This window comes from Curtobacterium sp. MCBD17_040, from assembly GCF_003234805.2.
Classification (GTDB): Bacteria; Actinomycetota; Actinomycetes; order Actinomycetales; family Microbacteriaceae; genus Curtobacterium.
Genome location: NZ_CP126273.1, coordinates 1,496,857 through 1,520,164 on the forward strand (window position 1 = coordinate 1,496,857; position 23,308 = coordinate 1,520,164).

Here is a 23,308-nt window from a genome sequence, read left to right on the forward strand (position 1 = left end):
CCCGCCGGGCCGACCCGGGCCTCCCGGCGTCACGCGAATCGCGCCCGGCGAGCACGATGTGGTACTCACGTGTGTGCACCCCGCCCATCCCTCGGAGGAACGACGATGACCACGATCGACGGCACGGCCCGCCACGACCGGCCACGCGACGACGTCCGGGGCGAGGTCGACGACGACCTGCGCGGCGACGTCAGCTTCCTCGGGAACCTGCTCGGGCGGGTGCTCCGCGAGACCGGCGGCGAAGCCCTGTTCGCCGACGTGGAGGCCCTGCGCGCCGCCGTGATCGACGCGTACGAGGGCACGGACGACCGGGCCATCGACCGGGCCCAGGAGATCGTCGAGGGCTTCGACCAGGACCGCGCGGAGCAGGTCGCCCGGGCCTTCACCTGTTACTTCCACCTCAGCAACCTCGCCGAGGAGCACCACCGCGTCCGCGTCCTCCGACGCCGTGGTGACGTGGGGGGCACGCCGGGGGACTCGATCGCGGCGACCCTCGCCGGACTGCGTGACGCACTCGGCGAGGACGAGGCGGCCACCCGCCTGGCGGCCCTCCGGTTCCACCCGGTGCTCACGGCGCATCCGACCGAGGCCCGACGCCGAGCCGTGGCCACGACGATCCGCCGGATCAGCGACCTGCTCGACGCACGGGACGCCGTCCGGAACGCCGTCGACGGTGCCGAGAACGCCCGCCGCCTGCTCGAGGAGGTCGAGACGCTCTGGCGTACCTCGCCCCTCCGGCCCACGCGTCCCACCCCGCTCGACGAGGTCCGCACGGCGATGAGCGTCTTCGACCAGACGCTGTTCGAGATCGTGCCGGCGGTGTACCGGCTGCTCGACGACCGCCTCCTCGGCGACGACGCCGGGCGCCGTCCGGTGGCCGCCCCGGCGTTCATCCGCCTCGGCAGCTGGATCGGCGGCGACCGCGACGGCAACCCCCACGTCACCGCCGAGGTCACGCTCGAGGCGGCCCGGATCCAGTCCGAGCACGTCCTGCTCGGGCTGACCCGCGCCGCGACCCGGATCGCCGACGCGCTGACCCTCGACGACGGCGGCACCCCGCCGACGGCCGACCTCACCGCGCTCGACGACGCCCAGCAGGCGCTCGACGCCGACGTCGCGGCGCGCATCGCGGTCCGCGCGCCGCAGGAGGTCCACCGCCGCGTGCTCCTGTTCGTCGCGGCCCGCATCGACGCGACCCGGCGCGAGGACGTCCCGCTCGCGTACGCCTCGCCCGAGGACCTGCTCGCCGACCTCCGGACCGTCCAGGGCTCGCTCGCCGCAGCCGGCGCCGAGCGCGCGGCCCACGGCGAGCTCCAGAACCTGATCTGGCAGGTGGAGACCTTCGGCTTCCACCTCGCGGAGCTCGAGGTCCGGCAGCACTCGCAGGTGCATCGAACCGCCCTCGCCGAGGTCCGTGCCGGCGTCGAGCACAGCCCGATGACGGACGAGGTGCTCGCGGTGTTCCGGGCGATCGCGTCCCTGCAGGCGCGGTACGGCGTGCGGGCGGCGTGCCGGTACGTCATCTCGTTCACGCAGTCGTCCGAGGACATCGCCACGGTGTTCGAGCTCGCCGAGGCCGCACTCGGGTCCGCCGAGGCCGCGCCGGTGCTCGACGTCGTCCCGCTCTTCGAGACCTTCGCCGACCTCGACGCGAGCACGCGGATCCTCGACGAGGCCGTCCGCCTGCCCGCGGTCGAACGTCGACTCGCCGCGACCGGGCGCCGGCTCGAGGTGATGCTCGGGTACTCCGACTCGTCGAAGGACGTCGGTCCGGTGTCGGCGACGTTCGCGCTGTACGACGCCCAGGCCCGGATCGCCGCGTGGGCTGCCGACCATGACATCGAGCTGACGCTGTTCCACGGCCGGGGCGGTGCGCTCGGCCGCGGCGGCGGTCCGGCGAACGAGGCCGTGCTCGCGCAGCCGCCGGGGTCGGTCGACGGCCGACTCAAGATCACCGAGCAGGGCGAGGTCATCTTCGCCCAGTACGGCGACAAGACGATCGGCGCGCGGCACCTCGAGCAGATGGCCGCTGCGACCCTGCAGGCGTCCGCGCCCTCGAACGAGTCCGTGACCGCCGCGGCCGCCGATCGCTTCGCGGACGTCGCCGCCACGATGGACCGCGCATCGCGCGCGGCCTTCTTCGACCTCGTCAAGGCGGACGGGTTCGCGCCGTGGTTCGCCACCGTCACGCCGATGGAGGAGATCGGGCTCCTCGCGCTCGGCTCCCGGCCGGCCCGTCGCGGCTTGTCCGTGGAGTCCCTCGAGGACCTCCGCGCCATCCCGTGGGTGTTCTCGTGGACCCAGGCGCGCATCAACCTGGCCGGCTGGTACGGCCTCGGGTCGGCGCTGGCCGCGGTCGGCGACGTCGAGCTGCTCCAGGACGCCTACCGGTCCTGGCCGCTGTTCTCGGCGATGATCAAGAACGTCGAGATGTCCCTGGCGAAGACCGACGAGGCGATCGCGAACCGGTACCTCGCGCTCGGCGACCGCCCGGACCTCGCCCGCATGGTCCTCGACGAGATGGCTCTGACGCGCGCCTGGGTGCTCCGGACGAGCGGCTCGTCGGACGTCCTCGAGGACCGGCCCGTCCTGAGCCGCGCCGTCCGCCTGCGGAGCCCGTACGTCGACGCCCTGTCGCTCCTGCAACTCCGGGCGCTCCGTGGCATCCGGACCGCGAGCGACGGCGACCCGCAGGACGCCGACCATCGACTGCTGCTCCTCACCGTGAACGGCGTGGCCGCCGGTCTGCAGAACACGGGTTGATCCCGTCGTCCCGACGGCGGACGGGAGGCACGGGGATCGCGGTCCCCGTGCCTCCCGTCGTCTCCGTGGAGGCGTCCCTCCCGGGCGGGATCAGACGCCGACGGTGATCGCGCTGGTCGGCACGGCGGCCGCGGCGGTCGCGACGGGTTCACGCCGGAGCGCCACGACCGTGACGTCGTCGTCGTGCCCGGCGGTGCGGGCCATCGCGACGAGGGCCTCGACCACGGCGCCCGGCCGCGGATCCCGGCGGGCGATCGCGGCGACCTCGTCGATCGTGTCGAGTCCACCGCCGAACAGGTCGAGCACGCCGTCGCTGAAGGTGACGAGGACGTCCCCGGGCGCGATGGCGATCTCCATCGTCTGCCAGGCGTCGTCGATCCCGAGACCGATCGGCAGGTGCGCGGTGGTCAGGCGCTCGTGGGTCCCGTCCTCGCGGACGACGATCGACAGGCCGTGTCCGGCGTCCGCCCAGCGGAGGACGTCCCCGCTGAACCGGGCGTGGAAGAGCGTCGTGAAGGCCGTCGACTCGCCTCGGTCCGCGACGTCCGTCGAGAGCCCTTCCGAGGCACGCACGATCGCGGCCGCGGGGTCGGGATCACGCCGGGAGCTGCGGACCACGGCCCGCACGGCCGCGGCGATGAGCCCGGCGCCGACGCCCTTGCCCATGACGTCGCCGAGGGTGATCGCGATGCCCTCGTCGGTGCGGTACCAGTCGAAGAAGTCGCCGCCGACCGTGGCGGAGGGCAGACAGGTCCCCGCGACGGAGTAGCCGGGCAGCGAGCAGAGGGGCTGGGGGAGGAGCGAGCGTTGCACCGCGGCGGCGCGGTCGATCTCGTCCGTGACGGCTGCCTCGCGCTCGGCGGCGAGGCGCAGCTGCGTCGCGTGCTGCCGGGCGAACTCGTTGACGACGAGCGCCACGGTCGTGTAGACGACGAGCACGACGACGAGGCGGATGAGCTCGGTGACCCGGCCGCTGCCGCTGATCCCGAAGACGAACGGCGTGAGGATCACGACCGCGGTGCCGAGCATCGCGTAGAGGACGTGCCGTCGGCCGTCGGTGGCGGCGAACCACACGACGGGCAGGACCACGAGGGCGGTGAAGATCGACGCCGACGAGCCCGTCGCCCATCGGAGGACGCCGAGTGCCACGAAGTCGACCGCGGGCACGAGGAGCGCGAGGGCACCGAGCCGCTCGCTGCGCGCGGTCACCACGCTCGCCCAGAGCGTGGCGATCGCGGTGAGCACCAGGCTCACCGCGAGTCCGGTGTGGTCCGACACGGCGAGCTGCGGGACGGCGACCGAGAGCACCGCCGCCAGGGCGACCAGCACCGCGATCGGTGCCTGCTTGAGGAACGGTGTCACCGAGTACCGGTGGATGAACCGACGCACGCTGGTCATGGGGGGTGCCTCCGGTCCGCGTCCACGAGAGTGATCGTGACGACGATAGGTGTCGCGGCTCCCGCTTCCCACCCCCAGAACGGGCACGGCGGCGGATGGGCGCCACGCCGGAGCGGGTCGCCGCTGCATGGTTGTCGGCGTGCATGCGCCGTCCGGGGCACGGGCGACGTCATGGGTGCGGAGTAGACCGGTGCCATGACCGACAGCTCGAAGGACCCGCAGCTCGTTCCGCTCGCCGGCAGCGAGCGTCCGTCCGCCCCCGGCGTCCGCGCCGCGGCGGCCCTCCCGCCCGACTCCCCGGTCCAGGCGACCGTGGTGGTGCGGCGCGCGAACCCCGTCGCGCCGCTCGACGGCACCGCCGTCCCGATGGACCGCGCCGCGTTCGTCAGTGCGCACGGGGCGACCGAGGCCGACCTCGACCTCGTCCGCACCACGCTGGAGGCCCTCGACCTGACCGTCCTCAGCGCCGACCCCGCCACGCGTCACGTGCGCGTCGAGGGGACGACCGCGGCGATGGGCCGGGCGTTCGGCACGGACCTCGAGACCGTCACGAGCGACGCGCCCGGCGGTGGCAGTGCCCAGCACCGGCACCGGTCGGGGGGCCTGAGCGTTCCCGCGGCACTCGACGGCGTCGTCGTGGCGGTGCTCGGCCTCGACGACCGCCCGCAGGCGCGGACGCAGTTCCGTTCCGTGCCCGCCGCCGCCCGCTCGACCAGCTACTCGCCCGTCGAGCTCGGCACCGCGTACGCGTTCCCGCCCGACACCGACGGCTCCGGCCAGACGGTGGCGATCATCGAACTCGGCGGCGGGTACGTGCAGTCCGACCTCGACACCTACTTCTCCGGTCTCGGCGTGGGCTCCCCGTCGGTGACCGCCGTGGGTGTCGACGGCGCCGAGAACGTCCCGGGTGGGGATCCGAACGGCGCGGACGGCGAGGTCATGCTCGACGTCGAGGTGGTGGGGGCGCTGGCTCCCGGAGCGGCGATCGTCGTGTACTTCGCCCCGAACACCGACGCCGGCTTCGTCGACGCCGTGGCCGCCGCGGCGCACGCGACTCCGACCCCGACGGCCATGAGCATCAGCTGGGGACAGAGCGAGGACGCCTGGACCGCTCAGGCCCGCTCCGCGCTCGACGACGCCGTGGTCGACGCGGTGTCCCTCGGGGTCACCGTGACCGCGGCCGCGGGCGACAACGGCAGCACCGACGGGCAGTCGGACGGCGGGCAGCACGTGGACTTCCCGGCGTCGAGCCCGCACGTCCTCGCCTGTGGCGGGACCCGGCTCGAGGCCTCGGGCACGACGATCACCTCCGAGACCGTGTGGAACGACGGCGCGAGCGGTGGCGCCACGGGCGGTGGGGTCAGTGATGCGTTCCCGCTGCCGACCTGGCAGCAGGGCGTCGGCGTGCCGGGCACCGCCGAGTCGTCGGGCGGCCGAGGCGTCCCCGACGTCGCCGCGGTCGCCGATCCCCAGACCGGGTACGAGGTCCTCGTCGACGGCAACCGCACCGTCATCGGCGGCACGAGCGCGGTCGCTCCGCTGTGGGCCGCGCTGATCGCCCGGATCGTCCAGTCGACCGGGCGGCCGCTCGGGCTCGCGCAGCCGGTGCTGTACAGCGCGGCGTCGACCTTCCGCGACGTCACCTCGGGGTCGAACGGCGCCTTCGCGGCGGCTCCCGGGTGGGACGCCTGCACCGGGCTCGGCTCCCCGGACGGCGCTGCACTGCTCGGAGCCGTGGCCGCGGGCAGCGGTAGCGCTGGCAGGTGACGTCTCCGGACGACACCGTGGCCCCGCTCGGAACGCGACACACCGCCGATCATCCGGGTTCCTCCGCTCCTCCTGCCTACGATTCGGCCATGGAGACCCAGTCCGGAGCACGTCCCGCCCTCGTCGACCCGTTCGGCCGCGAGGTCGAGGCGTGGCTCCGGGACGTGCCGGCGGTCCACGCCCCGTACGTCCCGGACCTCGTCGTGCCGCCGGTGACCGGGCCCGTCGCACTCCCCACCGAGACCGACACCGCGGCCGCTCCGGACGCGGGCGGCACGGACGCGGGCGGCACGGACGCGGGCGGTCCGGAGACGGCGGCCGAACCCGTCGCCGCTGCGGCCGTCGTCGCCGAGCCCGTGCGGGCACTCGACGTCGCTCCGCTGGACGACCCGGCACCCGCCACGCTCGTGGACCCCGCGCCCGCCGCCTTCCGTCGTGATCGCGGACGGCACGCCTCCGCCTGCGCCCCGACGTTCCCCGAGCCCCCGGCCCGGATCTCGCTCCGGATCGGGGACCTCGCTGTCGAGCTCGCGACCGCGACCGGCCGGAGCACCGTGGAGCGCATCTCCCTGCTCGAGGAAGAACTGCGCCGCCGCGACGAGGACCGCGCGCGCTTCGCCGCATGGGAGGCCCGGATCGCCCGGTCCTCCGACCCCGAGGTCGCCGCCGCCCGGGCCTGGGCCACCGAGGTCTTCGCGGACCTCCTCGCCGCCGCCGTGGTCACCCGACCAGCCCGGACCGCCGTCTCGACCCGGGCCACCACCACGCCGGCCCGGGGCGACGCACTCCCCGCCCTGCAGTCCGTCCTCGCCGACGCGCTCGACCGCGAGGACCTCGACGTCGAGTCCGCCAGCGCGCCGGTCGCTCCGGTGGCCGCGGTGACGCGTCCGACGCCGCTCGTGCCGCCCGCCACGGGCCCGAGCGCGATCGACCACGAGGCCTTCGTCGCCGCGTTGCGCGCCCACACGGGTGCCGACGCCGGTGCGGCGACCGCGTTCCCGCTCGGTCCGGTCCGGTCCGGGTCCGCCGCCGCGGTCGAGGCATCGGCCGAGCCGCTCGCGGGCACCGACACCGACGAGCACCGTTCCGACGTGGCGGCACCGGGGGAGCCCGTGCCGTCCGACGTCGCGGCGACCACGCCGAGCTGGTGGGCACGCGTCGTCGCCCGCGTGCTGCGGGTCCTCCGCCGCGCCTGACCAGCCGCTCGGGGCTGTCCTGCCGCTCGGGGCTGTCCTGCCGCTTGGGGCTGTCCTGCCGCTCGGCGCTGACGTGCCGCTCGGCGCCGACGTGCCGCTCGGGGCCGACGGCCCTCGGTAGACTGGGCCGATGCCGACCCTCCGCGCCGTCCTCGCCGCCGCCGAGGCCCTCTGGCCCGCCGACGGCGCCGAGTCGTGGGACGCCGTCGGCCTCGTGTCGGGCGACCCCGATGCCGAGGTCCGTCACGTGCACCTCACCGTCGACGCCGTTCCCGAGGTCGCGCGAGAGGCCGTCGCGCTCGGCGCCGATCTGCTCGTCGCGCACCACCCGTTGCTCCTGCGTGGTGTGACCACGATCGCCGAGACCACGTACAAGGGGTCCGTCCTCGCCACCCTCGTGCGCGGCGGCTGCGCGCTCCTCGCCGCGCACACGAACGCCGACGTCGTGACGACCGGGACCTCCGCGGTGCTCGCCGACCGCCTCGGCCTCGTCGAGCAGCGCCCGATCGAACCGGGCACCCGACCGGGGACCGGGATCGGCCGGGTGGGCGTCCTCGCCGCCCCGATGACGCTCGGGGCGCTCGCGCGGCACCTCGTCGACGTCCTGCCCGCGACGGCGTCGGGTGTCCGCGTGTCGGGCGAGCACGACCGCCCGGTCCGGACCGTCGCACTCTGCGCGGGTGCCGGCGACTCCCTGCTCGGTGCTCCCGAGGTCCTCGCCGCCGACGTCTACGTCACGAGCGACCTCCGGCACCATCCCGCGTCGGAGTTCCGGGAGCGCGCGATGCTGTCGGACGGTCCGGCACTCGTCGACACGTCGCACTGGGCCACGGAGTGGCTCTGGCTCGACGTCGCCGCCGCGCAGCTCGCCGACGCCACGGGCGTCCGGGTGACCGTGAGCGACATCCGAACCGACCCCTGGGACTTCGCCGTCCTCCCGTCGTCCGCCCCGCATGCCGACGGGACCGACGAGGGGCCCCAGCCGACCGACCCGGAAGGAGCCGCCGCGTGAAGGCAGCCCCGGAGGCACAACTCCTCCTCCTCGATCTCCAGCGCATCGACAACGACGTGACCCGCATCGGCCACCGCATCACCGGACTCCGCAAGGGGGAACACCTCGCGGAGCTCGGGCGGCGTGCGGCGGTGCTCCGCAGCGACCTCGCCGCGGCGACCGGCAGCGTGGAGGACGCCGAGCGCGAGCTCGCACGCCTCGAGTCCGACACCGCGACGGCACAGGCCCGGATCGACCGCGACACCACCTTGCTCCAGGCGGCGAAGAACGCGAAGGACGCCGCCGGGCTCGAGAGCGAACTCGCCAGCCTCACCCGGCGCATCAACGACCTCGAGACCACGGAGCTCGAGGTCATGGAACGGCTCGAGGTCGCGCAGGCCCGCCTCGGCGACGTCCAGGCGCAGCTCGCCGAGATCGACGGCGAGCACGACCGGCTGCTCCACGAGCGGGAGGCCCAGGTGGCCTCGCTGGAGCAGGACCTCGGTCACGTGCGGGCGAACCGCGAGACCGTCGCCGCGCGCGTCCCCGCGGACCTCCTCGCGCTGTACGAGCGGCAGCGGGCGCGGTACGGCTTCGGCGCGAGTCTGCTCCAGGGTGGGGTCTCGACCGCGTCCGGTGTGTCGCTCACGGCCTCGGACCTCCAGACCGTCCGCGCGGCCGCGCCGGACGAGGTCCTGCTCTGCCCGGACAGTGACGCGATCCTCGTGCGGACGGCCGAGTCCGGGCTCTGACCACCCGGTGCGACCGCCGCGGTGGCCGTGCTGAGGGCCGTCCGAGCGGCGAAGACTGCGATCTCGGCGATCGGGCCGGTAGGGTGGACGCGCGAATGGGTCGGTGAGACGGTCGCGTCACCCCTCGGGGTGCCGAGGAACGTCCGGGCTCCACAGAGCAGGGCGGTGGGCAACACCCACCCGGGGCAACCCGCGAGACAGTGCCACAGAGAACAGACCGCCGTCGGGGCGACCCGGCGGTGAGGGTGAAACGGTGGTGTAAGAGACCACCAGGGATCCGGGTGACCGGATCTGCTCGGTAAACCTCGCCCGGAGCAAGGTCAGACAGAGGACGACGAAGCTGCTCGCTGAGTCCTCGGGTGGACCGCTGGAGGCCGACGGCGACGTCGGTCCGAGATAGATGGCCGTCACCGCCGCGCGAGCGGCGGGACAGAACCCGGCGTACGGCCGGCCCATTCGCACCGACGTCGTCAACGGCCGACGAACCGGTACCTTCCGGTTGAACACCGGCATGCCGCGGTTCCGCCGGAAGCAACCGGTTCAACGGGGCGGGACGCGGCAGGACCGATGGACGGGAGGGGCGGTGCCAGGCGGCGCCGCCCCTCCCGACCGTCACTCCTTGCTGTCCGCCGCCAGCTTCGCGGCCCCGATGATCCCCGCGTTGTTGCGGAGCGTCGCGGGGATGATCTTCGCCTGGAGGTCGAGCAGGGGCAGGAACTCCTCGTGCTGCTTCGAGATGCCGCCGCCGACGACGAACAGCTCGGGGGACAGGTACGCCTCGAGGTGGGAGTAGTACTTCTGCAGGCGCTTGGCCCAGTGTTTCCAGGAGAGGTCGTCGCGCTCCTTCGCCGCGTACGACGCCTTCGTCTCGTAGTCGACCCCGTCGATCTCGATGTGGCCGAGCTCGGCGTTGACGATGAGCACCCCGTCGTTGATGAGGGCCGTGCCGATGCCGGTGCCGAGCGTCGTCATGATGACGAGGCCGTCGACGCCCTTCGCCGCACCGAACTGCTGCTCGGCGAACCCCGCTGCGTCGGCGTCGTTGACGAAGTGGATCTGCCGCCCGAGCCGCTTCTCGAACAGCTCCTCGGCCGGGAAACCGATCCACTTCTTCGACACGTTGGCCGCGGACATGGTCCGGCCGTCCTTCACCACGGCGGGGAAGCAGATGCCGATCGGCTCGTCGTTCGTCATGCCGAGCTCGTTGATGATCTCGACGACGACCTCGGCGATGTCGTCCGGCTTGCCGCCCTCGGGCGTGGCCTTCTTGATCCGGTCGCTCGTGAGCGCGCCGGACTCGACGTCGACGATCGCGCCCTTGATGCCGGTTCCGCCGATGTCGACGCCGACCGCGAGTTGTGCCATGGGGGAGTGCCTTCCGGTGCTGTTGGGTTCAGGAAACGGTGAGGAGCTCGGCGCCGCGTTCGGTGACGACGAGGGTCTGTTCGAACTGTGCCGTCCAGGACTTGTCGCGGGTCGAGACCGTCCAGTCGTCCGGCCAGATGTCCGCGTCGATGCCACCGAGGGTGAGCATCGGTTCGATCGTGAACACCATGCCGGGCTCGATGACGGTGTCGTACTGCGGGGCGTCGTAGTGGGGGATGATGAGCCCGGAGTGGAACGCCCGCCCGACGCCGTGGCCGGTGTAGTCACGGACGACGCCGTACCCGAACCGCTTGGCGTAGGACTCGATCGCCCGCCCGATGACGTTCACCTGGCGTCCGGGAGCGACGGCGCGGATGCCACGGCGCATGGCTTCCTCGGTCCGCCTGACGAGGTCCTGGACCTCCTGGCTCGCGGTGCCGACGACGAAGGTCCGGTTCGTGTCCCCGTGGACGCCGTCCTTGTACGCCGTGATGTCGATGTTCACGATGTCGCCGTCCTGCAGCACCGTGTCGTCCGGGATGCCGTGGCAGATGACCTCGTTGACGCTGGAGCAGAGCGACTTCGGGAACCCGCGGTAGCCGAGCGTCGACGGGTAGGCGCCGCGCGCGACGATGAACTCGTGGCCGACCCGGTCGAGTTCGTCGGTGGTCACCCCCGGGCGGATGGCGGCGGCGACCGCGTCGATGGCCTGCGACGCGATGCGGCCCGCGGTCCGGATCCGCTCGACCTCGTCGGGCGTGTACGTGTCGCCCAGGCCGTGCTCGTGCGGTTCGACGTGGCCCACGTACTCCGGTCGGGCGATGTCCGCGGGGACGGGGCGGGTGGGACTGATGCGGCCGGCAGTGAGGTGTCCGTGTTCGTCCCGGGGCATGCTGCCGAGTCTATCCGGCGGTCACGGGCCCGATCCTCGCGCGTACGCTCGCGGTCATGAGCGACGAACGGATCGAGTCCCAGTTCTGGTTCAACACCACCACGCACCAGGTCGAACAGGGCATGCAGTCCCCGAACCGGGACCGCATCGGGCCCTTCGACACGCGCGAGGAGGCGCAGGCGGCACTCGACCGTGTCCGTGCGAACAACGCACGGTGGGACCAGGAGGACGCGCAGGGCTGACCGTCCCGCCGCCGCCCCGCCGATGTCCGGTTCGCGCGAGCGGAGGTCCGATGTGCGCAGGACCTCGTCCGGCTCGCGCAGTCCGATCGCGTCGCGACCCCGTCGGACGTACCGTCGGAGCGGGCGGGGAGGCTGACCACGGCGACCCACCGATGCCAGCATCCGGTCCGGTGTCCTCGCTCCGTCGAGAGGAGGCACCAGATGAGCCTGTACGAGTCCCAGTCCGGCGTGGAGCCGGCCCGCATCGCCACCTACCGCCGGCTCCGGCAGCAATGGCGCCGCGGCACGCTGACGAGCAGCGGTGGCCCACGGTACGAGGACTTCTTCAGCGACGACGCGTCGTCGCTGGTCGATCGCTAGCCGACACGAGGAACGGCCCGGCACCCATGGGGTGCCGGGCCGTTCGTCATCCGGCCGGGAGGCCCGGCCTCAGCGGTACTGCTGCGGCCGGTACGTGATCGGCAGACGACGGTCGCGTCCGAACGCCATGCCCGAGATCTTCGGGCCGATGGCACCCTGCCGGCGCTTCCACTCGGAGCGGTCGACCAGCCGGGTCACCTCGGCCACCGTGTCGGGGTCGTGACCCTCCGCCACGATGTCGGCGGCACCCAGGGCCCGGGTGATGTACCCGTCCAGGATGCTGTCGAGCACCTCGTACGGCGGGAGCGAGTCCTCGTCCTTCTGGTCGGGACGGAGCTCGGCCGATGGCGGTTTGGTGATCGAGTTCTCGGGGATCGGCTCGGTCTCGCCCCGTCCCGCGGCGAACCGGTTGCGCCACGTGGCGAGTTCCCACACGAGGGTCTTGGGGACGTCCTTGATCGGTGCGAAGCCGCCGACCGAGTCACCGTAGACGGTGGAGTACCCGACCGACAGCTCGGTCTTGTTCCCGGTCGTGAGCACCAGGTGACCGTCGAGGTTCGACAGCCCCATGAGCACGAGCGCCCGGGCGCGGGCCTGGATGTTCTCGGCGGCGAGCCCGGTCAGGTGGAGCTGGTCCTCGAAGGGGCGTACGAGGTCGGCGATCGCCTCGGTCCGGTAGTGCAGGCCGAGGCGTTCGGCGACGTCGTCGGCGTCCGAGCGGGAGTGCTCCGACGACCACTGGGACGGCATCGAGACGCCGTACACGCGGTCGGGGCCGAGGGCGTCGACCGCGATCGCCGCGCACACCGCCGAGTCGATCCCACCGGACAGGCCGAGGACGACCGAACGGAAGCCGTTCTTCTCGACGTAGTCGCGTGTGCCGAGGACGAGCGCGTTCCAGATCTCCTCGAGGTCGTCACGGGGTTCGGCGACGTCGCGGGGGAGTGCCGGGCGTTGGCCGTCCAGCGCGATGCTCCCGGGGGTGGTGTCCGGGGTGTCGAGGAGGACCCGGTGGACGTCCTCGGTCACGACCGGGTCGGTCGCCGGCGCGGGGTCGAGGTCGACGAGGAGCAGGTGCTCCCGGAACTGCGGGGCGCGGGCGAGGACCGTCCCCGCTTCGTCGACGACGAGGCTGTCCCCGTCGAAGACCAGGTCGTCCTGGCCGCCCACGATGTTGACGTAGGCGACGATCGTGTCGGACTCCGTGGCCCGCCGGGTGACGAGCGGGAGGCGGACCTCGTCCTTGTCCGCGATCCACGGCGAGGCGTTGACGACGAGGAGCAAGCCGGCGTCGGCGGCGAGCACCCGGGCGACCGGACCGCCCTCGCGCCACAGGTCCTCGCAGATGATGATCGCGACGTCGACGTCGGCGATGCGCGCGACGAGCAGGTCGTCGCCCGGGATGAACACCCGGTACTCGTCGAACACCGAGTAGTTCGGCAGGTGGTACTTGGCGGTCGTGGCGATGACCCGCCCGTGCTGGAGCACGCTCGCGCAGTTCTGGGCGATGGCGCTCGGCGCGGTGGTGACGTCCAACGAGCGGGGCTCGAACGGGCCGTCCGGGTGGCCGACGACGACGGCGACGTCCCCGAGGCCCTGGTCGGCGAGGCGGCGTGCGAGGGCCTCCACGGCCTCCCGGGCGGCGCGGAGGAACGACGGGCGCGAGGCGAGGTCCTCGATGGGGTACCCGGAGATCGCCATCTCGCCGAAGGCGACGAGGTCCGCGCCCTGCTCGGCGGCCGATCGCGTGGCCGTGATGATGCCTGCCGCGTTGTGCTCGAACGCCCCGACGACCGGGTTGGTCTGTGCGAGCGCCAAGCGGAGTCGGGGCATGGCCACTACCCTAGTGACGACCATCAGAAAGGGCGTGCATGGACAAGCAGACGGACTTCGTGCTCCGCACCATCGAGGAGCGCGGCATCAAGTTCATCCGACTCTGGTTCACCGACGTCATCGGCACGCTCAAGTCCGTCGCGATCGCCCCCGCCGAGGTCGAGGGTGCGTTCGCCGAGGGGATCGGGTTCGACGGCTCCGCGATCGAGGGCCTCACCCGCTCGTACGAGGCCGACGTGCTCGCGCACCCGGACCCCTCGACGTTCCAGATCCTGCCCTGGCGCGGCGAGGTCGACCCGACCGCCCGCATGTTCTGCGACATCACGACCCCGGACGGGCAGCCCGCGGTGGCCGATCCGCGCAACGTCCTCAAGCGCACGCTCGCACGTGCCGGCGAGCGCGGCTTCACCTTCTACACGCACCCCGAGGTCGAGTTCTACCTGCTCAAGAGCCTGGCGCTCACCGACGGCCGCCCGGAGCCCGTCGACCAGGCCGGGTACTTCGACAACGTGCCCGGCGGCAGTGCCCACGACTTCCGGCGTCGTTCGGTGCGCATGCTCGAGGACCTCGGCATCTCGGTGGAGTTCTCCCACCACGAGGCCGGCCCGGGCCAGAACGAGATCGACCTCCGCTACGCGGACGCCCTGACGACCGCCGACAACATCATGACCTTCCGCACCGTCGTGAAAGAGGTCGCGATCGAGCAGGGCGTCTACGCCACGTTCATGCCGAAGCCGCTGTCGGGTCGGCCGGGTTCCGGCATGCACACGCACGTGTCGCTGTTCGAGGGCGACCAGAACGCCTTCTACGAGCCCGGTGGCGAGTACCAGCTGTCGACGATGGGCCGTCAGTTCATCGCGGGGCTGCTCCGACACGCGCCCGAGATCACCGCTGTCACGAACCAGTTCGTCAACTCGTACAAGCGCCTCTGGGGCGGTGACGAGGCTCCGTCCTTCGTGACGTGGGGGCACAACAACCGCTCGGCCCTCGTCCGCGTGCCCCTGTACAAGCCGAACAAGGGGCAGTCGAGCCGGGTCGAGTACCGGGCGATGGACTCCGCCGCCAACCCCTACCTCGCGTTCTCGCTGCTCCTCGCCGCGGGGCTCAAGGGCATCGAGGAGGGCTACGAGCTCCCCGCGGAGGCCGAGGACAACGTGTGGAGCCTCACCGACGCGGAGCGCCGTGCACTCGGCTACAACCAGTTGCCGGCGAGCCTCGACCACGCGCTGAGCCTCATGGAGGACTCGGAGCTCGTCGCCGAGACACTCGGCGAGCAGGTGTTCAACTTCGTGCTGCTCAACAAGCGGCAGGAGTGGAAGGCCTACCGCGACCAGGTGACGCCGTTCGAGCTCGAAACGAACCTCGAGCGGCTCTAGCCGGACCGGACCACGAGCGGGTCCGAGCGCACGGTGCTCCGGGCCCGGAACCACCGCCGAGCAGGACCAGGAACCGCATGAGCGACACGACGACGACGACGTCGCGGAGCGTGTTGGCGCGCCTCGGGTTCGCGGACCTCGGGACGGCACAGGAGCGGATCGCGGCCCTCGGCCGTCGGGTTCCCGTCGCCGAGGCCGCGTCGACCTGGGGGGCCACGGCCGACCCCGACGGCGCACTGCTCGCGGTCGAGCGGCTGCTCGACGCCGCGCCGGAGGCAGTCGCCCCCGTGCTCGCCGACCGAGCAGCCACCGAGCGCCTCATCCGCCTCGTCGGGGCGTCGGCGGGGCTGGCGGAGTTCCTCGTCCGTCGGCCCGGGGAGCTCGCCCTGCTGCTCGACCCCGTCGCACCGCCGGACGACGCCGACACCTACCGGCAGGCGCTCGAGCGGGCGGTCGACGGCGCGGTCGGCGAGGACGCCCGGGTCCGGCTCCGGGTGCGCTACCGCAGCCTCCTGGCCCGCATCGCGCTCCACGACGTCATGCACCCGGACGCGACCGAGGCGTTCCCGGCCGTCGCCGCGGGACTCGCCGACCTCGCTGGCGCCGCCCTCGACGTCGCCGTCGCGATCGCCCGGCGCGAGGTCCCGTTCCCGGAGGGCGACGTCGCCGCGACTCCGCTCGCCGTGATCGGCATGGGCAAGGCCGGCGCCCGCGAGCTCAACTACGTCAGCGACGTCGACGTCATCTTCGTCACCGAGCCCACCGAGGGCGTCGGCACCGACCGCGCGGTCCTCATCGCGACGCGCATCGCGATCGCCGCGACGCACGTCATCACGGATCTCGCAGCGGAACCGCCCCTCTGGGAGGTCGACGCGAACCTCCGCCCCGAGGGCAAGGACGGCGCGCTCGTGCGGACGCTCGACTCGCACGTGGCGTACTACGCTCGGTGGGCCCGCGAGTGGGAGTTCCAGGCACTGCTCAAGGCGCGGCCGATCGCCGGTTCGCGCGACCTCGGCGAGCGGTACGTCGCGGCGGTCGCGCCGTTCGTGTGGGAGTCGTCCGACCGGCCCGGCTTCGTGGAGTCCGTGCAGCGGATGCGCGAACGCGTCACGGCGGCGATCCCGGGCGACCAGGTGGACCGGCAGATCAAGCTCGGACCGGGTGGGCTGCGCGACGTCGAGTTCACGGTGCAGCTCCTCCAGCTCGTGCACGGTCGCACGGACCCGACCGTCCGGCAGCGTGCGACGCTCGATGCGATGGCGGCCCTCACCGATGCCGGGTACGTCGGGCGTCCCGAGGCGGCGCGGTTCGGGCCGGACTACGCGTTCCTCCGGGTCCTCGAGCACCGCATCCAGCTCCGGGGGCTGCGTCGCACGCACCTCATGCCCGCCGACGAGTCCGACCTGCGCGTGTTGGCGCGGTCGACCGGGCTCGCGACGAGCGCCGAGCAGTTGCTCACCCGGTGGCGCTCGGTCAAGCGCGAGGTCCGCGGCCTGCACGAGCGGCTGTTCTACCGACCGCTGCTGTCGGCGGTCGCCGCGACGTCGGCGGACGGCATCGTGCTCACGAGCGACCAGGTGCGGCAGCGCCTCGCGGCGATCGGGTTCGTGGACCCGGACGGCGCGTTCGAGCACATCCGCGCGCTCACGCAGGGGGTGTCGCGACGGGCGACGATCCAGCGCACGCTCCTCCCGGTCCTCCTGCGGTGGATGGCCGAGGGTCCGGCACCGGACCGCGCCCTGCTCGCGTTCCGACGGCTCAGCGACGCGCTGGGGGAGTCGAACTGGTTCCTCCGCATGCTCCGTGACTCGGACGGCGCCGCCCACAGCCTCACCGTCGTGCTGTCGGAGTCCGCGTTCCTGGCCGGTCTGCTCGAGCGGACGCCCGAGGCGGCACGGTGGCTCGACGACCCCGACGAGCTCCTGCGACCGCGTCCACGTGCCGCGCTCGTCGCCGAGGCCGAGGCGACCGTCGCGCGCCACGCGACGGACGACGTGGGCGCCGCCGCGGTCCTCCGCGCTGCCCGTCGGCGCGAGACGCTCCGGCTCGGGATGGCCGCGGTCATCGGGCGGATCCGGGTCGAGGAACTCGGTGAGGCGCTGACGGACGTGTCCGAGGCCATGCTCACGGGCGCGCTCGAGCTCGCGCGCCGGGGGACCGCGCCGGGGCTCGAGTTCGGCATCGTGGCGATGGGCCGGTTCGGCGGCCGCGAACTCGGCTTCGGCTCCGACGCCGACGTCCTGTACGTGTACCGCGCGGACGGCTGGGACCGCGAGGCCGCCGCACGTGCCGCCCGCCGCATCGTGACGCGCCTCGGGACCTGCACCGAGGACGCCCTGTTCCCCTTCGACCTCGACATCGGACTGCGGCCCGAGGGTGTGAACGGCCCGGTCGTCCGGACGCTCGAGTCGTACGCCGCGTACTACGCCCGCTGGTCCCTGACCTGGGAGGCGCAGGCGCTCCTCCGCGCCCGCGGTGCGGTCGGCGACGACGCACTGCTCCGGAACTTCGAGCACCTGGCCGACCTGACGCGGTACCCGGAACACCTCGACGACCGCGAGGTCCGCGAGGTCAAGCGCATCAAGGCGCGCGTGGAGTCGGAGCGGCTGCCTCGCGGCGCGGACCCCGCTCGGCACCTCAAGCTCGGGCGGGGATCACTCAGCGACGTCGAGTGGTTCGTACAGCTCCTCCAGCTCCGGCACGCACTCGCGATCCCCGGGCTCCGGACGACGTCGACCCTGCGGGCACTGCGCGCCGCCGAGCGCGCCGGGCTGGTCACGACGGACGACGCCGAGCGCCTGGCCGACGCGTGGCTCCTGGCATCGCGGGCCCGCAGCGCGCTGGTGCTCTGGACGGGCCGCACGACCGACGTGCTCCCCGTCGAGCGAGCCCAGCTCGAGGGCGTCGCACGGTTGCTCGGGTACCCGCACGGGTCGGCGTCGCAGCTCGAGGAGGACTACCTCGCGACGACGCGCCGCGCTCGGCAGGTGTTCGAGCGCGAGTTCTACGGAGGACCGGACCGGAGCCCCGTCGAGGGCTGACATTCCTGCGGACGAGAGCCGCCGGGCGAGGGTCGGTGCTCCCGGGCCGGCAGACCACTCGGATCTGCGCCCGACACGCCCGAGATGCAGATCTCGCGGGTGATGCGCCCGACGATCACGGGTGATTTCGTGTTGGCGCGGATCGTCCCCCGACCTGGGAACGGTGTACCCCGGCGCTCAGGGACTGCGCGGCTCCGGCCCGGCGTCGCGCTCGGTTCGACGCAGTGCTCCCGGTCCGGCTCCCGGACGACACCTGTCGAGCACGAAAACATGCTGTGACCAGGTGATCACGCGAGACGGACCGAAGCGGCGAACGGCCCTTCCGGCGCTGGAACATCGGCTCGATGCGGAACCGTCGGTCCCCCTTCCTGCTGTCGGGCGGACGGCGGACATGTCGGGTAGGGCGAACGACCGACCCCGATGTACCCCGTAACGCACGTGTAACACCCCCGGACGGGGGCCGCGTTGCGGACTCCGGCAGGCTCTGTCACAAATGAAGCACCCGAACTGACCCTGGTTCCCCGATGGCGCGGAATCCCACCTCGAACGCCGAAGCAGGGATCGATGTTCACTTTCATCCTCCAAATCCGCCAGATGGTCGATGGACACCCGGAGTTCTACTTGTTCACCGTGTACTCGGCGATCATCTGGCTCCTCTGGATCGCCAAGGTGGTGATCTCCGCCCGGTACCGGCCGTACACGGGCACGTTCACGGGGACGACGAGCGTCGTCGTCCCCGTCGTCGACGAGCCACTCGACCTCTTCCGTGACGTCATCGGCCGCATGGTCGAGCAGCGTCCGGGCGAGATCATCGTCGTCATCAACGGCGCGCCCAACGCGGGGCTCGTGCAGGTCTGCGAGGAATTCGCACCCCTCGTGACCTGGACGCACACCCCGATCCCGGGCAAGCGCAACGCCGTCAAGATCGGAACCGAGCTCTCGCGCGGTGACATCACGATCCTCGTCGACTCGGACACCGTCTGGACCCCCGGCACGCTCGACGAACTCGTCAAGCCGTTCGCCGACGAGTCCGTGGGCGGCGTCACGACGCGCCAGCGCATCCTCGAACCCGAACGCAGCTGGATCACCCGCTGGGCCGACTGGCTCGAGAACTCCCGAGCCCTCTACTCGATGCCGGCGCAGAGCGTGCTCGGGCAGATCGGGTGCCTGCCGGGCCGGACGATCGCGTTCCGCCGCAGCATCCTCATGCGCGTCATGGAGAAGTTCATGACCGAGAAGTTCATGGGCGTGTTCCTCGAGGTGTCCGACGACCGGACGCTCACGAACCTCACGCTCAAGGAGGGCTACCGGACCGTCTACCAGTACACGTCACTCGTGTACACAGACGCGCCGCTCAAGGTGAAGAAGCTGTTCAAGCAGCAGCTCCGCTGGGCGCGTGGTTCGCAGTACAACACGCTGCGGATGCTCCCGTGGATGATCGGCCACGCCCCGATCCTCGCGCTGTTCTTCGTGACCGACATCATCCTGCCGTTCATGCTCTTCGGTGTCATCGCCGGCTGGGTGTACCGCGCGTTCACCGGTCAGGGCCAGAACCTCTACCAGGGCATCCTGCACCAGTACGGGTTCTCGACCGGCTTCGTCTACGTCGCCGCGCTCATGGTCGTCTCGAGCGTGCTCAGCATGGCGATCCGGCAGATGCGGCACCTCGCCGAGAAGCCGTCCGACTTCGTCCGCCTGCCGATGTTCATCATCGTCTCGACGTTCTTCCTCATGCCGATCCGGCTGCTCGGGTTCTTCCGCCTCGCGCACGCCTCGGGCTGGGGCACCCGCGCCGGTGCGTACGCGGGCGGACCGATGGAGACCGAGCCCGCCGTGCCCGTCCCCGGCCACGACAGCACCCCGCCCGTCAGCCCCATCGACCGGATCGACGAGGTCCGCTCCGAGGAGGTCGACCGCGAGTTCGAGCAGATGTTCCAACTCGGCTCCTCGACCGGCGCCGACGCCACCAGCACCTCCACCACCACCGTCCTCGCGACGCGTCGGGACACCGTCCGGGACGCCCGCATCTCGCGCAAGGCGGCGGCGACGCCCGCCAAGCGCGTCAACCCCTACGCGGTGATCCCGTACCTCATCGGTGTCGCGATCTTCGCCCTGGAGGCACTCACCATTGTCTGAATCCATCCGCCACTCCGGAAGCTGGTGGGCCCCGTCGAGCAAGCACGCCAAGCGCACCGCCGTCGGGACCACCGCCATCGTCGTCGCCCTCGCGCTCATCACATGGGCCGTCTGGATCTCGCCCGGCAACGTGGTCAGCACCGCCGTGCACCACGCGCTGGGCGTGAAGACCCAGGCCCAGAAGACCGCGGACGCCACGGCCGACGCGGCGAAGCTGCAGGCGAAGCTCACCGCCGCGCAGCACCGCATCTGGAAGCTCGAGGGGCAGCTCCAGTCCGCGAACGCCTCCGGCGCCTCTCGCGCCGAACGTCTCGCCTCGTTGCAGGCGCAGCTCAAGACCGCGTACGCCAAGCTCGGCACGGCCGAGTCGGCGGCGTCCGGCGGGACCACGACCGCGTCCGGATCGACGTCGGGCGGGTCCGGTTCCGCCAGCGCTTCCAACGGGTCCGGCGGGTCCGGTGCCGTCCCCGCGGCCGCCGGGAACCCGGCCAAGGCGTCGTCGACCTCGACGGCGGCCGTCGCGGCCCCGACGAAGGCCGAGGTCCTCGCGCAGACGTCCCGCTGGTACGGCCTGTACACGCCGCAGTCCCCGTTCAACTGGGCGGACTACGACGCGATCGAGCAGAAGGTCGGCACAGCGGCGAACATGGCGGGGTACTTCCAGGGCTTCGACCAGGCGTTCAACGCGACTGCCGTGCAGCGGTCGTGGGCGAACGGCCGCCTCCCCGTGATGACGTGGGAGACCGCACCGTCGCAGACCGGCAACGACAGCCCCTACATCGCGGGGTACTCGAACGCGGACATCATCAACGGCAACTTCGACGCCTACATCAAGCAGTACGCCGACGCCGTCAAGGCGAATGGGATGCCGCTCGTGATCCGGCTCGACCACGAGATGAACGGATCCTGGTACAACTGGTCCGAGAACATCACGAGCCTCCCCGCGAACGAGCGCAACGCGACCCACAGCTACACCGACATGTGGAAGCACGTCTGGACGATCTTCCAGAACGAGGGTGCGAACGCCGACGTGATCTGGGACTGGTCCCCGACGCGCATCGACAACCTGTCGCCGAACGCGAATTCGGTGAAGATGACGCAGGGGTACCTCAACGAGTACTACCCGGGCGACCCGTACGTCGACTGGGTCGGGATGAGCGGGTACTACCGCGACGCGTCCACGCCGGCGACCTTCGACGAGACCTTCGCCGGGACGCTCAAGCAGATCCGCGCGCTCCCGCACACCGAGGGCAGCAAGCCGATCTTCCTCGCCGAGATCGGCGCGACCGAGACCGGCGGCAGCATCGGCTCGGCCAACGCACCGAGCCAGAAGGCCGCGTGGATCACGTCGCTCTTCGACGCCCTGGCCGAACCGCAGAACAAGGACATCATCGGGTTCTCGTACTTCGACGAGACCGCGACGACGATCGCGGACGGCGTCCGCAGCACCAACGACTGGCGCATCGACTCGCGCTCCGACAGCCTCGCCGCGTTCACGGCGGGCATCGCACGCACCGACATCGACTACGACCTGCAGGAGGTCAGCAAGTGACGAACAGCAACAGCGAGCACGCCGCCACCAGGCTCGACACCCGCCCGGCGCCCCGGATCAGCGTCATCGGGACCGGGTACCTCGGTGCGACGCACGCCGCGGCCATGGCCGAGATGGGGTTCGACACCATCGGCGTGGACGTCGACCCGTCGAAGCTCGCGGCCCTCGCCGCGGGCGAGGTCCCGTTCTACGAGCCCGGGCTCCCCGAACTCATCACCAAGCACGTCGCGAGCGGCAAGCTCCGCTTCACGGCGGACCTCGCCGAGGCGGTCGCGTCGAGCGATGTGCACTTCATCTGCGTCGGCACGCCCCAGCGAGCGGGTAGCCATGCGGCGAACCTGAGCTACGTCGAGAGCGCCACCCGGTCCGTCGCGGAGCACCTGACGCACCCGGGTCTCATCGTGGGCAAGTCGACGGTCCCGGTCGGTACGGCGGCACGGCTGCGCTCCCTCGTCGCCGAGTTCTCGCCCGCCGGCATCGACGTCGAGCTCATCTGGAACCCCGAGTTCCTCCGCGAGGGCAAGGCGGTCGAGGACACGCTGCACCCGGACCGCCTGGTCTGGGGCGGTGCCTCCGCGGCGGCGGACGCCGTCATCCGCGAGGTCTACGCCGCACCGATCGCCGAGGGCACGCCCGTCATCGCGACGGACCTGCCGACCGCCGAGCTCGTCAAGGTGAGCGCGAACGCGTTCCTCGCCACGAAGATCTCGTTCATCAACGCGATCTCGGAGCTGTGCGACATCGCCGGCGCGGACGTCACGACGCTCGCCGACGCCCTCGGGCACGACGTGCGCATCGGTCGTAAGTTCCTGAACGCGGGCCTCGGCTTCGGCGGTGGCTGCCTGCCGAAGGACATCCGTGCGCTCATGCACCGCTCGTCCGAACTCGGCGCGAACCGGGTCGTCGGCCTCATGCAGCAGGTCGACGAGATCAACATGGGCCAGCGCCAGCGCGTCATCGACATGGCGATCGAGGCGGCCCAGGGCTCGGTGCTCAACCGGCGCATCGCCGTCATCGGCGCCGCGTTCAAGCCGCTCACCGACGACGTGCGCGACTCCCCGGCGCTCAACGTCGCCGCGGCCCTGCACCTCCGTGGCGCGCAGGTCTCGCTCTGGGACCCGGAGGCCATGGAGACCGCCAAGCGCAGCTTCCCGACGCTCACCTACGCGGAGAGCATGGAGGCCGCGGTCGAGGGTGCCGACATGGTGCTCGTCCTCACCGAGTGGGACGACATCGTGCAGGCCGACCCGTCGAGCCTCCGTGCGCTCGTCGGTCGCGCGATCGTGATCGACGCGCGCAACTGCATCCCGGTCACCGACTGGGTCAAGGCGGGGTGGTCCGTCCGATCCCTGGGCCGGACCGCCTCGGTCGCGGGTGCACCCGTGAGCATCGCCGCCGGGACGAACGACTTGATGGCCACGAGTCGCTAGCCCCGCGGGGAACCGGAGGGCCCGTGTCGGCGGACACGGGCCCTTCGCCGTTCCCGCACACGGCCGGGAGGTCCGTCCCGCGTCGCGCGCTGCGGTGACGCTCGCGGGCGGCCCGGCCCGTGCCTCCCAATCCGTGCCTCCCGGCCGTCCTCCGCGGTGACGAGACGACGAGAGGCCCGCACCCTGCCGGGTGCGGGCCTCTCGCGAGCGGCTT

16 protein-coding genes and 1 other RNA gene are annotated in these 23,308 nt (G+C 72.1%); 13 read left to right on the forward strand and 4 right to left on the reverse strand.

What is annotated here, in order from left to right; genetic code table 11:
- Positions 1-105 precede the first annotated feature (105 nt).
- On the forward strand, positions 106-2,763 hold the full coding sequence (locus DEI94_RS07085) for a phosphoenolpyruvate carboxylase (protein ID WP_111025998.1): 2,658 nt from the start codon (positions 106-108) through the stop codon (positions 2,761-2,763).
- A gap of 90 nt (positions 2,764-2,853) precedes the next feature.
- Here DEI94_RS07085 and DEI94_RS07090 read toward each other — a convergent pair whose 3' ends face one another.
- Positions 2,854-4,161 (reverse strand): PP2C family protein-serine/threonine phosphatase, encoded by a 1,308-nt coding sequence (locus tag DEI94_RS07090; RefSeq protein WP_181441729.1) that lies wholly within the window; start codon positions 4,159-4,161, stop codon positions 2,854-2,856.
- A 195-nt stretch (positions 4,162-4,356) separates the two neighbouring features.
- On the opposite strand from DEI94_RS07090, the gene DEI94_RS07095 reads away from it, so the two are divergent.
- From DEI94_RS07095 to rnpB, 5 genes are all read left to right on the forward strand, one after another.
- Complete coding sequence (locus tag DEI94_RS07095; protein ID WP_111026002.1) at positions 4,357-5,928, forward strand: S53 family peptidase; 1,572 nt, start codon at positions 4,357-4,359, stop codon at positions 5,926-5,928.
- A gap of 89 nt (positions 5,929-6,017) precedes the next feature.
- Positions 6,018-7,124: a hypothetical protein gene (locus DEI94_RS07100; protein WP_111026004.1), complete on the forward strand. Its 1,107-nt coding sequence runs from the start codon at positions 6,018-6,020 to the stop codon at positions 7,122-7,124.
- A gap of 130 nt (positions 7,125-7,254) precedes the next feature.
- The gene (locus DEI94_RS07105) at positions 7,255-8,136 is read left to right on the forward strand and encodes a Nif3-like dinuclear metal center hexameric protein (protein WP_111012515.1); all 882 of its coding nucleotides are present in this window, start codon (positions 7,255-7,257) and stop codon (positions 8,134-8,136) included.
- A complete protein-coding gene (locus tag DEI94_RS07110) occupies positions 8,133-8,867 on the forward strand; it encodes a zinc ribbon domain-containing protein (RefSeq protein ID WP_111008777.1) in 735 nt (244 codons plus the stop codon). The genes DEI94_RS07105 and DEI94_RS07110 overlap by 4 nt, the downstream gene beginning before the upstream one ends.
- Before the next feature lie 95 nt (positions 8,868-8,962).
- Positions 8,963-9,327, forward strand: an RNA gene (rnpB, locus tag DEI94_RS07115) — RNase P RNA component class A.
- Between the two features lie 152 nt (positions 9,328-9,479).
- On the opposite strand, the gene ppgK is transcribed toward rnpB, so the two are convergent.
- Positions 9,480-10,232, reverse strand: a complete 753-nt coding sequence (gene ppgK / locus DEI94_RS07120; RefSeq protein ID WP_111008778.1) for a polyphosphate--glucose phosphotransferase — start codon at positions 10,230-10,232, stop codon at positions 9,480-9,482.
- A 28-nt stretch (positions 10,233-10,260) separates the two neighbouring features.
- Entirely contained in the window at positions 10,261-11,124 is an 864-nt protein-coding gene (gene map, locus DEI94_RS07125; protein ID WP_111026006.1) for a type I methionyl aminopeptidase, read from the reverse strand.
- A gap of 56 nt (positions 11,125-11,180) precedes the next feature.
- On the opposite strand from map, the gene DEI94_RS07130 reads away from it, so the two are divergent.
- Together DEI94_RS07130 and DEI94_RS07135 are read left to right on the forward strand one after the other, a co-directional pair.
- Positions 11,181-11,366, forward strand: coding sequence for an SPOR domain-containing protein (locus tag DEI94_RS07130; protein ID WP_111008780.1), 186 nt, complete (start codon positions 11,181-11,183; stop codon positions 11,364-11,366).
- A 201-nt stretch (positions 11,367-11,567) separates the two neighbouring features.
- Positions 11,568-11,726 carry a hypothetical protein gene (locus tag DEI94_RS07135; RefSeq protein WP_181434642.1) on the forward strand — a complete coding sequence of 53 codons (159 nt, stop codon included), beginning with the start codon at positions 11,568-11,570 and terminating at the stop codon, positions 11,724-11,726.
- Between the two features lie 69 nt (positions 11,727-11,795).
- On the opposite strand, the gene DEI94_RS07140 is transcribed toward DEI94_RS07135, so the two are convergent.
- Positions 11,796-13,559, reverse strand: a complete 1,764-nt coding sequence (locus DEI94_RS07140; RefSeq protein ID WP_111026008.1) for an NAD+ synthase — start codon at positions 13,557-13,559, stop codon at positions 11,796-11,798.
- A gap of 38 nt (positions 13,560-13,597) precedes the next feature.
- Between DEI94_RS07140 and DEI94_RS07145 the strand changes: the two genes are divergently transcribed.
- The 5 genes from DEI94_RS07145 (at position 13,598) to DEI94_RS07165 (ending at position 23,094) form a co-directional block, all read left to right on the forward strand.
- Positions 13,598-14,935, forward strand: coding sequence for a glutamine synthetase family protein (locus DEI94_RS07145; protein WP_111008781.1), 1,338 nt, complete (start codon positions 13,598-13,600; stop codon positions 14,933-14,935).
- A 77-nt stretch (positions 14,936-15,012) separates the two neighbouring features.
- Complete coding sequence (locus DEI94_RS07150; RefSeq protein WP_111026010.1) at positions 15,013-17,976, forward strand: bifunctional [glutamine synthetase] adenylyltransferase/[glutamine synthetase]-adenylyl-L-tyrosine phosphorylase; 2,964 nt, start codon at positions 15,013-15,015, stop codon at positions 17,974-17,976.
- A 564-nt stretch (positions 17,977-18,540) separates the two neighbouring features.
- Complete coding sequence (locus DEI94_RS07155) at positions 18,541-20,112, forward strand: glycosyltransferase (protein ID WP_111026012.1); 1,572 nt, start codon at positions 18,541-18,543, stop codon at positions 20,110-20,112.
- Positions 20,105-21,664 carry a glycoside hydrolase family 26 protein gene (locus DEI94_RS07160; RefSeq protein WP_111026014.1) on the forward strand — a complete coding sequence of 520 codons (1,560 nt, stop codon included), beginning with the start codon at positions 20,105-20,107 and terminating at the stop codon, positions 21,662-21,664. The genes DEI94_RS07155 and DEI94_RS07160 overlap by 8 nt, the downstream gene beginning before the upstream one ends.
- Entirely contained in the window at positions 21,661-23,094 is a 1,434-nt protein-coding gene (locus DEI94_RS07165) for a UDP-glucose dehydrogenase family protein (RefSeq protein ID WP_111026016.1), read from the forward strand. The genes DEI94_RS07160 and DEI94_RS07165 overlap by 4 nt, the downstream gene beginning before the upstream one ends.
- Positions 23,095-23,308 lie beyond the last annotated feature (214 nt).

Bases quoted from the DNA above. Each gene is read 5' to 3' on its own strand.
- DEI94_RS07085 (WP_111025998.1), top strand. From the start codon at position 106: ATGACCACGATCGACGGCACGGCCCGCCACGACCGGCCACGCGACGAC.
- DEI94_RS07090 (WP_181441729.1), bottom strand. From the start codon at position 4,161: ATGACCAGCGTGCGTCGGTTCATCCACCGGTACTCGGTGACACCGTTC.
- DEI94_RS07095 (WP_111026002.1), top strand. From the start codon at position 4,357: ATGACCGACAGCTCGAAGGACCCGCAGCTCGTTCCGCTCGCCGGCAGC.
- DEI94_RS07100 (WP_111026004.1), top strand. From the start codon at position 6,018: ATGGAGACCCAGTCCGGAGCACGTCCCGCCCTCGTCGACCCGTTCGGC.
- DEI94_RS07105 (WP_111012515.1), top strand. From the start codon at position 7,255: ATGCCGACCCTCCGCGCCGTCCTCGCCGCCGCCGAGGCCCTCTGGCCC.
- ppgK (WP_111008778.1), bottom strand. From the start codon at position 10,232: ATGGCACAACTCGCGGTCGGCGTCGACATCGGCGGAACCGGCATCAAG.
- map (WP_111026006.1), bottom strand. From the start codon at position 11,124: ATGCCCCGGGACGAACACGGACACCTCACTGCCGGCCGCATCAGTCCC.
- DEI94_RS07130 (WP_111008780.1), top strand. From the start codon at position 11,181: ATGAGCGACGAACGGATCGAGTCCCAGTTCTGGTTCAACACCACCACG.
- DEI94_RS07135 (WP_181434642.1), top strand. From the start codon at position 11,568: ATGAGCCTGTACGAGTCCCAGTCCGGCGTGGAGCCGGCCCGCATCGCC.
- DEI94_RS07140 (WP_111026008.1), bottom strand. From the start codon at position 13,559: ATGCCCCGACTCCGCTTGGCGCTCGCACAGACCAACCCGGTCGTCGGG.
- DEI94_RS07145 (WP_111008781.1), top strand. From the start codon at position 13,598: ATGGACAAGCAGACGGACTTCGTGCTCCGCACCATCGAGGAGCGCGGC.
- DEI94_RS07150 (WP_111026010.1), top strand. From the start codon at position 15,013: ATGAGCGACACGACGACGACGACGTCGCGGAGCGTGTTGGCGCGCCTC.
- DEI94_RS07155 (WP_111026012.1), top strand. From the start codon at position 18,541: ATGTTCACTTTCATCCTCCAAATCCGCCAGATGGTCGATGGACACCCG.